The sequence below is a fragment of the Flammeovirga yaeyamensis genome (assembly GCF_018736045.1).
GTDB classification, from domain to species: domain Bacteria; phylum Bacteroidota; class Bacteroidia; order Cytophagales; family Flammeovirgaceae; genus Flammeovirga; species Flammeovirga yaeyamensis.
Genome location: NZ_CP076132.1, coordinates 1697510 through 1711433, shown reverse-complemented (window position 1 = coordinate 1711433; position 13924 = coordinate 1697510). Strand labels below are relative to the sequence as shown.

General features: G+C 33.8%; 11 protein-coding genes and 1 tRNA gene. 10 read left to right on the top strand and 2 right to left on the bottom strand.

The window, feature by feature from the left end; translation table 11 throughout:
• The first annotated feature begins 62 nt into the window (after positions 1-62).
• From KMW28_RS06625 to KMW28_RS06615, 3 genes are read left to right on the top strand one after another with little or no spacing between them, the layout of a single operon-like run.
• Positions 63-1166: a hypothetical protein gene (locus KMW28_RS06625; RefSeq protein WP_066209034.1), complete on the top strand. Its 1104-nt coding sequence runs from the start codon at positions 63-65 to the stop codon at positions 1164-1166.
• Position 1167: 1 nt separating this feature from the next.
• Positions 1168-2151, top strand: a complete 984-nt coding sequence (locus KMW28_RS06620; RefSeq protein ID WP_169664075.1) for a YpdA family putative bacillithiol disulfide reductase — start codon at positions 1168-1170, stop codon at positions 2149-2151.
• Positions 2151-2864 (top strand): SDR family NAD(P)-dependent oxidoreductase, encoded by a 714-nt coding sequence (locus tag KMW28_RS06615; protein ID WP_169664076.1) that lies wholly within the window; start codon positions 2151-2153, stop codon positions 2862-2864. The genes KMW28_RS06620 and KMW28_RS06615 overlap by 1 nt, the downstream gene beginning before the upstream one ends.
• 139 nt (positions 2865-3003) lie before the next feature.
• Here KMW28_RS06615 and KMW28_RS06610 read toward each other — a convergent pair.
• Positions 3004-3079: transfer RNA gene (locus tag KMW28_RS06610), tRNA-OTHER, on the bottom strand.
• A 549-nt stretch (positions 3080-3628) separates the two neighbouring features.
• Here KMW28_RS06610 and KMW28_RS06605 point away from each other — a divergent pair.
• From KMW28_RS06605 to KMW28_RS06575, 7 genes are all read left to right on the top strand, one after another.
• On the top strand, positions 3629-5272 hold the full coding sequence (locus KMW28_RS06605) for a sensor histidine kinase (protein WP_169664077.1): 1644 nt from the start codon (positions 3629-3631) through the stop codon (positions 5270-5272).
• Entirely contained in the window at positions 5265-5972 is a 708-nt protein-coding gene (locus tag KMW28_RS06600) for a response regulator transcription factor (RefSeq protein WP_066209041.1), read from the top strand. Before KMW28_RS06605 ends, KMW28_RS06600 begins: the two co-directional genes overlap by 8 nt.
• Positions 5973-6215: 243 nt before the next feature.
• On the top strand, positions 6216-7151 hold the full coding sequence (locus KMW28_RS06595; protein ID WP_169664078.1) for a bifunctional methionine sulfoxide reductase B/A protein: 936 nt from the start codon (positions 6216-6218) through the stop codon (positions 7149-7151).
• Between the two features lie 209 nt (positions 7152-7360).
• Positions 7361-9589, top strand: a complete 2229-nt coding sequence (locus KMW28_RS06590; protein ID WP_169664079.1) for a hypothetical protein — start codon at positions 7361-7363, stop codon at positions 9587-9589.
• Between the two features lie 132 nt (positions 9590-9721).
• Complete coding sequence (locus KMW28_RS06585) at positions 9722-10291, top strand: glutamine amidotransferase-related protein (protein WP_169664080.1); 570 nt, start codon at positions 9722-9724, stop codon at positions 10289-10291.
• Between the two features lie 87 nt (positions 10292-10378).
• Positions 10379-12583, top strand: coding sequence for a SpoIIE family protein phosphatase (locus KMW28_RS06580; protein ID WP_169664081.1), 2205 nt, complete (start codon positions 10379-10381; stop codon positions 12581-12583).
• A 98-nt stretch (positions 12584-12681) separates the two neighbouring features.
• A complete protein-coding gene (locus KMW28_RS06575; RefSeq protein ID WP_169664082.1) occupies positions 12682-13239 on the top strand; it encodes a hypothetical protein in 558 nt (185 codons plus the stop codon).
• A gap of 54 nt (positions 13240-13293) precedes the next feature.
• Here the strand turns inward: KMW28_RS06575 and trhA are convergent, their stop codons facing one another.
• On the bottom strand, positions 13294-13911 hold the full coding sequence (gene trhA / locus KMW28_RS06570; protein WP_169664083.1) for a PAQR family membrane homeostasis protein TrhA: 618 nt from the start codon (positions 13909-13911) through the stop codon (positions 13294-13296).
• Positions 13912-13924 lie beyond the last annotated feature (13 nt).

The following is a 13924-nucleotide window of genomic DNA, read 5'->3' as shown; positions in this document are numbered from 1 at the left end:
AAGACAAGGTCCCACACTTTGATGTGGGATTTTTGTACTATAAAACTACCGAACGTAAATACATGAAAGCCTTTATATATATATTCCTCTTACAAGGAATCACTTTTTCCCTTTTTGGTCAAGACATCAAACCCCCTCCCTATTTTTTAGAATTTATAGAGGAAAACCCTACTAAGTTTCACCTTACTTATAACGATAATTCAGGTAAAGTAATAAAATGGCGTGATAACGAACTGTCTACTGTTGGAGGATTAGTCTATTGGCTTTATGTTCTTGAATATACAAGACAGGTAAGCAATGGTACTGTAAAACCAAATGAAAGAGTTCCTTTGTCTGAAATTCAAAAATTCGATGCTAGCTCGAATAAAATGAAATTCTTTCATGACTATCTGCATTACAAAAATAAATTACTTAGAGAAAAGGTTAGGCTAAGTGAAATAGCCAGTGGTTTAATTCATTTCACCACAGATGCCAATGGAGATTATTTGATGAGTCGCCTAGGTATGGATTCGGTGCAAAGAGCCGTTGGTACCTTCCATATGCACAATACCACTACTCTATTTCCTATATCAAGTGCTATGATTCATGTTCACAATCCTTTCCAAGAAGATGAAAAGGAATTTATCCATAGAATCAAGAACGAAAACTTGGGTGAATTTAGAGAGCAAGTATATCAACTCTATGATAGTTTAAATAATGATTCGCTTGGCGTCCTCAAGGACTCGTTTGTTTTTGATTCTGAAAAACACAAGACTTATGCAGCTTTATTAACCGGTCACATGCCTATGGGTATTGTATCCGATTTTAATATCTTGATACAAAATATCAATAACCGTTCGAACGAAGTTTTCTGGAAAGAGAAAATGAAAGAAGAATGGATAAAAGTAGTGGAAAAACCATTAATGGAAGATCCGACAATGGCAAAGCATTATAAACATTGCGGTAGATTGGTATACTCTACGGTAAACTCAGTATCTATTTCATTGTACGGTACTTTTAAAAATGGTAGAACAGCACAACTCACTGCTACATTTGAAGATTTAACTGAAACAGAACATATAGACTTGGCTTTATCAATAAACGACTTTGGTTTCTCTATGATTGAAAATAGAGAATATCTACAGAAAGTAATTGATAAAATCAGCCTTATTCGTCTAAAGAAATAATATGATCTACGACAACATTATTGTAGGTGGCGGTCCTATTGGATTAGCCTGTGGTATTGAAGCAGAAAAAAAAGGATTGTCCTACCTTATTTTAGAAAAGGGGTGTTTGGTCAACTCCTTGTATCACTACCCTGTGAATATGACTTTTTTCTCGACATCCGAAAAATTAGAAATTGGTAATGCTCCTTTCGTTTCCCATAATCACAGACCGGTAAGAAGAGAAGCCCTAGAGTACTACAGAAGAGTACAAACCACTTGGGATCTCAATATTCACCTTTTTGAAAAAGTATTGAATGTTGATAAGTCATTTAACGAAGAAGAGGTCTATAAAATAAAAACATCAAAAGGCGAATATCTAGCGAAAACGGTCACAATCGCTACCGGATTTTATGATATCCCTAACTTAATGCATGTTCCAGGCGAAGATCTACCTAAAGTAAAACATTATTACGACGATCCTCACCTCTACTCTTTTACAGATGTTGCGGTTATTGGTGGTGCGAATTCGGCCATTGATGCAGCCCTTGAAACGTATCGAAAGGGAGCAAATGTTACTTTAATAATAAGGGAAGAGGAAATTAACGATAGAGTAAAATATTGGGTAAAACCAGATATTGAGAACAGAATCAAAGAAGGGAGTATTAAAGTATTCTTCCAACATGAGGTAAAAGAGGTTACTCCTACTGAGATTATTATAGAAGATATGAACTCAAAGGAATTGACTCGTCTATCGAATGACTTTGTTTTGGCCATGACAGGTTATCAGCCTGATTTTGACTTTTTACAGCGTATCGGGATTACCTTATCAGATGACCATATCAAAGCCCCTGAATACAATACCAATACACACGAGAGCAATCAAGAAGGCATTTACCTTGCAGGAGTAGTTTGCGGAGGAATGAAAACAAATTCTTGGTTTATCGAGAACTCGAGAGTTCACGCAGAAATGATATACGAAAACATCCATCTTAAACTAAAGAAATAATGAGTAGTAATATTTTTATTACAGGTACTAGCAAAGGCCTTGGAAGTGGTTTTGCAGAGTATTACTTAGAAAAAGGTGATCGAGTATTTGGGTTAAGCAGAAGTGCTGCCCCACAACTTGATACACAAGAGAACTATACACATACTTTATCTGATGTTTCTGATTTTGATCAGATAAAAGAAAATATTCAAAGCCTTCTTAGTGGAGTAGATCACTTACAAGTTGTGATTTTAAACGCTGGAATACTTGGAGAAATTAAAGGCATAACTGAAGCTTCCATTTCAGAAATGAAAGAAGTAATGGATATTAACCTTTGGGCTAACAAAATAATACTGGATACTTTATATGAAATGGGTATTGAGGTAAACCAAGTGGTTGTCATCTCTTCTGGTGCTTCTATCAATGGAAATAAAGGATGGTCAGGTTATTCTATTTCTAAAGCAGCTGTAAATATGTTAGTCAAATTATATGCTGCTGAGTACCCTTCTACACATTATACCGCTTTAGCTCCAGGATTAATTGATACTGGAATGCAAGATTATTTGTGTGAAGTTGTAGATCACGACAAGTTCCCAAGTATGCAACGTCTTAAAGAAGCGAGAGGAACAGATGTGATGCCTAAACCTAAAGAGGCGGCCAAAAGAATTGGAGATATTATTCCAGCACTATTAATGACGCCTAATGGATCGTACGAAGACGTTAGAAAGTTATAAACAGTAGTACTTTTTGATATAATTATTAAAAGTTGTTTCATCCATAAATGAAGCAACCTTATTTTTTGGACATAAAAAAAAGGCTCGTAAAACAAGCCTTCTTTTTCGCTATTTCTCATTGCTACTTTCTACTATGAGAGCAAAATTGGGAATCGAACCCATGCCTTGAACTATTCTTGGAATAATCACGCTCTGCCACTGAGCTATTTTTGCTTATAAGGGAGGATTAATTGGTTCTCCGTTTTGTTTGTTACACAATAATACAAAGATGAAAACAGCTTTTAAAGTGTTTAATGGACTCTAATTCTTAACAAATTCTAATAAGTTGAACTTTAGCATTTAAATTGCTAAAAACCAATAATTTGCAATCATTTAAATAACTTGTGAAAAATATTTAACTAATACAATAAAATCTTAAAACAAGTTCTTTTAAGGATTGCCATTAATTTTAAATAAAATCAGTTTTGCAAAAGCATTTATTATTCACTTAATTTTATAACAAATTTAAGATACAAATGTTAGTGCTAAGTGTTAGGAGCAATTAATAAGCACATTTAAAATAAGTTTTGTTAAATACTAAAGAAATTGTAAATCATTTTCTTTATTTGTGAATAGTCAATGTAGTGTGTACACCCTTTTGATGTAATACATAAATTATTGTATTTACTAATCAAAAAAATTGAATTCTTATCTTCAAAACATTACTTTGCTTTATTAATTAATAGTAACTTGATAAAACTGATCATTTCAGTTTCTGATATCATATGACAAAAAGACGACTCATTACCATCATTTCTTTGATGTGTATCGCCATGTTTGGCCTTGCTGCATTACAATATTATTGGATTAAATCAGCTATTTCCGAGAGAAAAAGTCACTTTGAACAAGAGATCGGAGAAACACTTACTAGTGTAGTAAAAAGGTTAGAACAACAAGAGATTCTTACGGTAACAAAACGTTATATGGACGATATCTCTGTATCAAACAGCGATATTGTCGTGAGGTATGATTCTACAAAACAACAAGCTTACTGGACACATAAACAGAACATTAAGATATCCCAAACCATCAGTTCAGATAAATTAGCAGAAGACGGTATTGCCTATAAAGTTCAAGAAAAGGCCGAAATTAAAAAGACCGGTACTGCGACAAAAACCGTATTATCTGATTTTGAGGAAAATAAATATGGTATAAGTGGTGATTCATCCATTAAAAAACATAGTATTTTAAGTAATATCACCACAGACTCAACAGCTAAGAAGCGTTTAGACAAGGCCATGGACTTGATCATGAAAAAAACGGAGTTGGTGAATCAGGTAGTTTCAGAAATGATATTATCAGAAAATACCATGCTGCAAGATAGAGTAAATTTTGGTACACTAGATTCCCTATTAAAGCAGGAAATGGAATTAAGGGGCATTAAAACCAAATACGATTTTGCTGTTAAACAAAAAGACGGTATTAAAGAAACGGTGATAATGAGTAGCAACGTAGAAAAAAATGCTACAATCATCGAAAGTAAATACAGCATATCATTATACCCTAAAGATATCTTCGACGACTCTAACGTTTTGTATTTACAATTCCCAGAAGAAAATAGATTTCTGATCAGCAAAATGCGTTTTGTTCTTTTTTCATCTTTAGGATTTATTTTGTTAACACTTCTTACTTTTGTGTTCGCAGCTAGAACTATTATAGAGCAAAAACGTATTTCAGAAATAACAAATGATTTTATATCTAATATGACACACGAGCTGAAAACACCGATTTCCACTGTTGCTCTTGCTACTGAAGCCTTAATGGATCCGGATGTACAAAAAATGCCTAGTATAACAGGTAGGTATTTAGGTGTTATAAAAGATGAAAATCAGCGACTTAGTCGTCAAGTTGAACGTGTCCTTCAAATTGCCAGAATTGAACGTGGCGATTTAAAATTAAGGAAAGTTCCTGTAGACATGCAGAAGATTATGAAAACTGCCTACGAGAACACTTTAATAAAAATTGAAGACAGAGGAGGTCAATTAAACCTCAACTGGGATGCAGAAAACGCAAAAGTTACTGGCGATGAGTTACATTTATCTAATATTATTTTTAACTTGTTAGATAATGCGAATAAGTATTCTCCGGAAGCTCCAAAAATTGATCTGATGGCCACTATAAAAGGTGAAAATCTAGAGATAAAAGTTTCGGATAACGGACAGGGAATACCAAAAGAACACATTTCGAAAATCTTCGATAAATTTTATAGAGTGCCAACAGGTAATGTTCACAATGTAAAAGGATTCGGTTTAGGTTTAAGTTATGTAAAAAACATAGTCCAAGCACACGACGGTACGATTAAGTGTAAGAGTGAACTTGGCCGAGGAAGTGAATTTATAATACAACTACCAATATCTGAAAATGGATAAAACGAGAATTTTACTTGCAGAGGATGATCCTAACTTAGGGATGTTATTAACGGAGTACTTAGAAGTTAAAAATTTTGAAGTTACACGTGCGCAAGACGGAGAAGAAGCTTTAAGAGCGTATCAAGACGGAGATCATGATTTATGTATCTTTGATGTGATGATGCCAAAGATGGACGGTTTCACATTAGCTGAACGTATCCGTAAATCTGATGTTGATATTCCAATTTTCTTCTTGACTGCAAAGTCGATGAAAGAAGATACATTAAGAGGTTTCGAAGTAGGTGCGGATGATTACATTACTAAGCCATTTAGTATGGAAGAGCTTTTAGCTCGTATTACTTCTATCCTTCGCAGAACTAAGAGCAAAACTGATTCGAAAGAAAAACAAACAATTTTCGAAATTGGTCAATTTACATTCGATTTCAACGCACAAATGTTGAAACACAATGTTGACGGAGCTGAGCAACGTCTTACTTCTAAAGAATCTGCCTTATTACGTTTATTGGCTATTCATAAGAATGAAATTATGGACCGTTCTTTAGCTTTAAAGAAAATATGGTTAGACGATAACTACTTCAACTCAAGAAGTATGGACGTGTATATCACAAAGCTTAGAAAGTTCTTGAAACCTGACGATAATTTAAGAATCGTGAACGTTCACGGTCAAGGTTTCAAATTAGTTGAATTGACAGCTGAATAAGCTTCAAAAATATATTTATTTTTAAAGCCACCTTATGGGTGGCTTTTTTTATACCCTAGTTTTTCGAATATCAAAAAGTCGTAGTTTATTGAGTATTTCAATTAAAATACTGTTAAAATCAATCTCAAATAAAACAAATGTGAAGTGTACCACATTTTGATTATATCAACTTTACTAAACTTGTAATATCAAATTATACACCTATGCGATAGCTTAACCGCTTATCAACAAAACATTATTACTATGAAAAAGATTATCAAACTAATTGCTCTATTATTTATATCCACCTTGATAAATGCTCAGAATATGAAAAAATCACCAACAGAATGGAATAAACTGAATGATTTTGAAACATATGTTATCGTAAATAAAGGAACAGAACGTCCGGGAACAGGAAAATTCGATGCTTTCTTTGAAGATGGAGTGTATACTTGTAAAAGATGCGATGCACCATTATATAAATCGGGAGATAAGTTTGATGCTCATTGTGGATGGCCTGCTTTTGATGATGAAATCGAAGGGGCAGTAAAAAGAAAAGTAGATGCGGACGGTAGACGTACTGAAATTCTTTGTGCAAACTGCGATGCCCACCTCGGTCATGTTTTTGAAGGGGAAAGATTAACTGATAAAAACGTTAGACATTGTGTGAACTCTGTATCTTTAAATTTCTCTCCTGAGGAAAAAGAAATGCCTGCTACAACAGAAGAAGCTATTTTTGCTGGTGGTTGTTTTTGGGGTGTGGAGTACTTCTTTGCTGAATTAGATGGCGTTATTGATACTAGTGTTGGATATACTGGCGGAGCGAAAAATAACCCTACCTATAAAGAAGTTTGTTACACTGATACAGGACATGCAGAAGCATTAAAAGTGACTTATGATCCATCAAAAGTATCTTATGAAACATTGGCTCGTCTGTTTTTTGAAATACACGATCCTACACAAGTAGACAGACAAGGTCCAGATGTAGGAAAACAATATAGATCTGAAATCTTCTATAAGAATGAAAATCAAAAAATTATAGCGAAGAAATTGATTAAAGAATTAAAAGATAATGGCTATAATGTCGTTACTCAAGTAACCATGGCAGATACATTCTGGGATGCTGAAGAGTATCATCAAATGTATTATTTCAAGAATAAGAAAAAGCCTTATTGCCATGTAAAGATTGAGCGCTTTTAGTTCAAATTAAAGAAATTGATTAAGACTGTTTCATATAATATTGATGCAGTCTTTTTTTGTTTTCCCATCATAAATTTCAACATTTCAAGTTTTAATATCAGTATTGAATTATTTAACCCTTTAAGATTCTCATACAAATAGATATGTGAACTGAATTTAAACCACGTATGTTTAAAAGTTTACATCAGCTTTTTTTAAACACCCAAACTATGAGAATTACCCAAATGCTATTCATATGCTTACTATCAATAAGTATATCAAAAGCATCAACTATCACTTGGTTAGGCACTAAAAGTACCGATTGGAATGACGCCGATAATTGGAGCCCCTCCTCTATTCCAACTTCATCAGATGATGTTGTGATTGATAATTCGGCTACTGATACTTTAATAATAGATGAAACAGTGACCATCGCTGACTTTTATATCACCAACCAGAACGAATTGAAAATCATTTCTGGCGGCACGCTAAACTGTAGTAACTTTTATATGGATCACCGTTATGGTGAATTTATTATCGAAGATGGGAACCTTAATGTGACCAATCACTTTACGGGTACTGGAGAATATGAATCGGAAGGCTATTTTACAATGTCTTCAGGTAATGTAAATATTGGAGGCAATTTTTATTGGAGTATAAGACCCGGAAGACAGCACGTTACTATAACGGGTGGTACAATTACCATTGGCGGTAGTATAAAATGTAATTCGGGGTCATGGACAATTAGTGGAGGCGAATTTATTATGACTGCCTCTTATCAAGATCGAGTCTCCATTGGTATATCAAAACTGACAAGTTACTTAGACGTATGGTTTTACGATCTTACCATCAATACAGACTCAGCGACTGATTCTGTCATCATTCAATCCGATTCCTGTAGAGATCTAAGAGTACAACGCTATTTAAATATCAATCAAGGTATTTTTGCTCCGAATGTAAAAAGAGATATACAAATCGATAGTACGACTACACTTAACAGTGGTAATTTCATCCCTAATATAGGGACCACCAATGAAACTCTATTTATAGATGGTTTAATAATGAACGGAGGTACAGTTGATTTTTCCAACATCACAGGAACTTCAGACATTTATATTCAGGGGGCATTGAAGATGAATAGTGGAATCATTAACATGATGGAAGAAATTAATAGTAACTACTTTGAAATATACGATGATGCCGATTTTAGTGGTGGATCCGTTACAGGAAGTAATTTTTCTTTATATGTGGAAGGCTCCTCCAACTCTGAAATCAAATTGACCACAGGAGGAAATAAGTTTGATAATGTATATGTCTATAACAATGTCACCGTTACTCTTCAAGATGATTTGACCGTTACCGGTTCAATAGGCTTCCAATATGGTCACTTCGAAGCTGCTAACAGTTCCATAGGTATTATACTTGAGGACAACGCCACTATTATAAACAATGGCACTTATTACCCAGAAGACATTGCTCATGCCAATTGTAAGGTCACCAAGAAAGGGAACGATGCTTTTGTTTTTCCTGTAGGCGACGGAACGTATTACCGTCCAATTACAATGTCAGCTCCTGCTGTCACCACAGATCAATTTACTGCTTCTTATTATTACGCCTCACCGAATGCAGCAGGGTACGACTCTACTGCTCTTGCCGGATCGTTAAGCAAACATATTAATGCCAATGAATACTGGATCTTAGACAGAGATGCTGGTTCTTCTAATGTAACTGTCACCTTATCTTGGAATAGCAGAACATCGAATACTCCCGAGGCAGACAATTTAAAAGTGGTGAGATGGGATGGTATAAAGTGGGATGACCATGAAGGGACACCATCAGGAAGTGCAAGTTCTGGAGAGATTGTTTCTAATCTGATTACTAGTTTTAGTCCATTTACAATACATTATGAAGGAAGTATGGATCTCCCTGTAGAGCTCATTCATTTTAATGCAGAATTAGTGGAAGACGATGTCTTTATTAAATGGGCAACTGCTACAGAAATTAATAATGATGAGTTTGTCATAGAAAAGAGTAATGACAAGACTACGTGGGATGAAGTGGGTAGAATACGAGGATCAGGTAATAGTAATGTTAGAAACGATTACCACATATTGGATGCTTGGAACCCTGCATTTGGAGAATTCTACTACAGACTTGTACAAATTGATTTTGATGGAACGAAGACCTACTATGATCCCGTTCTAGTGAAGAATAACGATAAGAACCATATAATATCAACATATCCTAACCCAATTAAAAATGGAGATTACTTAAACATTAATTTAAACAGTTATGACCACTATAAGGTTAGAGTTTTTAATTCACATGGTCAGCTTATTGATGAATTCGATGCTGAACACTCTCACCATTATTTAGTCGAGGGACACCATGGAATTATTTTCGTTGAAGTAATCTTACCTGACAAAAGATTTACAGAAAGAATTTTAATAAGAGATTGATTAACTTTTCTACATTTACAACCTCTAATTAATCGAGCACAGTCGTAATATATTTTATTACGACTGTTTTTTTTTAATTTAGTATTTGAATACCGGATAATACAGCTATTGTCATCAACTCTAGATAAACATATGAACGAAATAAAGCATCTAATCATCAACTCAGGATCAACTAAAACACCTCAAATCGCTGACCTATTAAGTAAAGAAGGACTTGATTATACACTAATTGATCTAGAAAAAGTTACTCTTGATATTTTCAATTCACATGATAAGATAATAATATCAGGAGCTCCCATATTATTACACAAAGAAGATCCTGCTCCTTATATCAAATTACTTTCTCCCTTACTTGAATTAGATAAACCTGTATTAGGAATTTGTTTTGGTCATCAAATGCTTGGTATATTAGAGGGAGGTAAAGTAACGCTCACTCAAGAAAAAAGAGATCAAGAAGCAATTCATCAATTAATTATTGATCCTTTATTTGAAGAAATATCACAAGATGCTGAATTTATTGAGGACCATTGTGAGAGTGTTTCTATTACTGATCATTTTTTATTGCTCGCAGACTCAGAGAGTTGTTTTAATGAAGCAATGAAACATAAAACAAAACCATGGTATGGTGTTCAATTCCACCCAGAGGTGAGTACGACAAATGGACATCAGTTAATAAAAAATTGGTTATACTTTTGCTCTTAGTTATAACTAACTACTAATAATAAATAAAAATTGGCAACTATCAATTACTCTTTCGTCGTTTTACTATTCATTTTCAACTTTGCTTTTATGCAATTTTCATTAGCAAATGAGATCAATGAAGATATTACTTTAAAACAAGTCGAAAAATTAGAAGACTCCCCTGCAAAAGTTTCACAACTTTCGCAATTGGCTTTGAGGCATCAAATAAATTCACCTCATCAGCACAGTATGCCTATTAGTATTGTGAATAAAGCCATTAAGATTGCTAAAAAATTAAGGGATAAAGAGGCAATCATTGAAGCAACAAACACAAAGGCAATTATCTTCCGAAACTTTTCTACGTTTGATGAGGCAATCGCTTTGCATCAAGAGGCTTTAGCTTTGGCAAAGAAAATTAAAAGTGATCCTTTAACAGTAGTGATACTTTTAGATTTGGGTACGACTTATAATACTCAAAATGAACATGATTTAGCAGATAAGACTTATAAGAACGCTCGATCGCTTTCGAAAATGTCGAAGCAATATGAAATGGAATGTATTTCATTGCTTAATCTCGGTTTTTTGGAGTTGGAGAAAGAAAATAAAAAAACTGCCGCTTCTTATTTTAGTGTATCTAAAAAAATATCGACAAAATATAAATATAAAAAGGTCTATATCATGTCTGAATTAGGATTGGGAAAAGCGAATTATACCAATTCTACCAAACAGAGAAAAATATCTAAAAAGTATATGCTAGCAGCTGTTTCTGCTTCAAAAAACAGAAAGCAACCTTATCTTGAGGGTATAGGAAAGGTAACCCTAGGTAGAGTATACATGAGAGAAAACAACTTATCAAAGGCTTATACTTATTTTTCTAGTGCTGTAGATATACTTGAAAAGTTTTTGAACACTCAATATCTAAGTAGTAAGTTTAGAAGTTTGGACGAACCGTTTAATTTCAAAACCAATTATGCGGAAGCGTTATCCTATAAAAACTCTATGCGCTACTATAGAGGAGAAATCTCTCAATCTCAATACAATAGAGCCGTCAAAGAAGAGTTGGCTTTGTTTGGCAATCCGGATCAAGAGGAGTTGGATCATCTTAGAAACACTTTAAAAGAACTGAAGCAACATTATTCATTTCTCGACTCTATTAATCAATTAGATGAAGAGCAAGCAGCGATATTATTAAAAACGTACTTGGATCAACAGAAATCAAAATTGAATAATCTTGAAGGAGATAAATTTTATCTAAAAAATCTATTGGAAGAAACGGAAAAGCAAGCAGAAGAGAAAATTCAATTACTAGAACAAAAGAATGAACTGCAAGGAGTATTTATTGAAAAACAAAAATGGGCATCATTGTCTTTGGCTTTACTTCTTATATTTATTGCTTCCGTTGGTTTCTTTCAGTTTAGAATAGCGACCAATAAAAAGAAGGCAAACCGTGAGTTGGAAAAACAGAACCTAAAAATCTCGGAACAAAATATTGAAATCAGTACTTCAGCAGATAAACTTCAGAATGCGTTAACCACTTTACAATATCAAAATAAAAAGACCGAAGAAAGTATTCATGCGGGATCTAAGATTCAAAATGCCATGCTTCCCGACCATGATTACATCTCTAGTTTAGTGAAGCAACACTTTGTTTTTTATCAACCAAGAGATATTGTATCTGGAGATTTTTATTGGGTAGGTAAAAAGAAAAAGCATGTGGTTATTGCCGCATTAGATTGTACAGGACACGGTATTCCTGGAGCATTTATGTCGATGATGGGAAATACACTTTTCAATCAGGTAGTAAATATCGAAGGAGAAATTTCTCCAGAGGCTATTTTAATGAAAATTGATAAATACATTGCCGAAGCTTTGCATCAAGGACAAAATACGACTTCTAGAGAAGGTATGGATGCTGCTGTGGTAGTCATTCCACCAGATGCTGATACCATTGAATATGCCGGTGCTAAGAATCCATTGGTCGTAGTTTCAGAAGGTAAAGCTACATTACATAAAGGAGTAAATAGACACGTGGGTGGTAACTTAAACAAAGGAAAACAAGTAACGTTTGAGAAACACAGTATTCCTGTGCAACCAAATGATACCTTATATATTTATTCGGATGGCTTCCAAGATCAGTTTGGGGGTCCAGAAAATAAAAAGTTCATGAGAAAGAATTTATTAGTTGAATTCGAATCGATTAATACTTTCGGTATGGAACATCAAAGAGAACATTTGAGTAATGTATTTAATGAGTGGAAAGGGAATCACAAGCAACTTGATGATCTCCTTATTTTTGGATTCAAATTGAATTAATCATTATATCAATAAATGCTTTCACTTGATTAAGAATATATTGAGTATATATCTGTGGTAGTCTTTCAATTTATTATTTTTCTAAAAATTGAAAGACTATGAAAAACCTATTACTCATTATACTTATTGCACTTTCCAGTATTGCTTATGCTCAAGTGGATAAAACTAAGGAAATCAAGCTCTACAAGGAACTTTACACTGGAATGACTGGTGAAGAAGTAGAAAACTATTTGAGAAATTCACTTAAATCAAATAGAGAGGTAAATGGCGATTTTAAAATCAAATTTCTTGATGAAGACACTTATCTTTTACCTATCTACGAAAACCACAAATTAGTCAAGGTGCAAATCATTTTTAAGAATGGTGATATCGAAGGGATTCAAACTAGTCTTAGATACATTGAAAAAGCTTTTCTGAATGCAGACAATTGGAAAAGAGTCAAAAACGATAAGTTTAAGTGGCTTTTCTACAAAGAATTGGACAAAGTGATTAATGGAAAAAATCAAATTTCAGTCTATTCTTTAGGTATTTATCATGATGAAATTGGGCACCGTTGGCATGGTATAGTTTATATTGCTCCTAGAATGGAAGAGCCCGATCAACTCGATGAAGAGATGGTCAATAAAAAGAAAGGAATGATCAGTTCAGATCTTTAAGATAAATCAAAAAAGAAGTTGTCATTACAGTAAAGGTCAGACAACTTCTTTTTTTTATGTAAATAGGTACACACTTAAGAACATAAATGCACTTCCTAAGAGTACAAATAAATGCCATATAGCATGTGAATACGGTAATTTTTTCATTGCATAGAATATCACTCCCACCGAATAAGCAACACCTCCTGCTATTAGAAACCAAAAACCTTCTTGTAATTCTGCATGCAAAGTGGATAGTTTAAAAACGGCAATCCACCCCATTGCTAAATACATTAAGTTAGATAACCAAGCATATTTTATCTTGAAGAATAACTTGTATATCATTCCAGCTAAAGCAATTACCCAAACAAATATTCCAATATACAATCCCCCACTTTGTTCAAGTGATAGAAATGCAAAAGGTGTATAGGTACCTGCAATCAAAAGGAATATTCCACTATGATCTAATTTTCTTAAAAACAGTTTTACTTTTTCTATGGCAATTAAATGATAAGCAGTTGAAGATGAGTAAAGGGAAATCATACTTACTCCAAAAATAGAATACACTACATATTGTGTTGTTGAATCGGCCTTTATTAGTAACAACACCATTGCCACAATGCTTAATACCACTCCCAACCCATGGGTAATTGTATTTACAATTTCTTCTTTATCTCGGGTAATAATGTGCATCTTAAAATAGGTT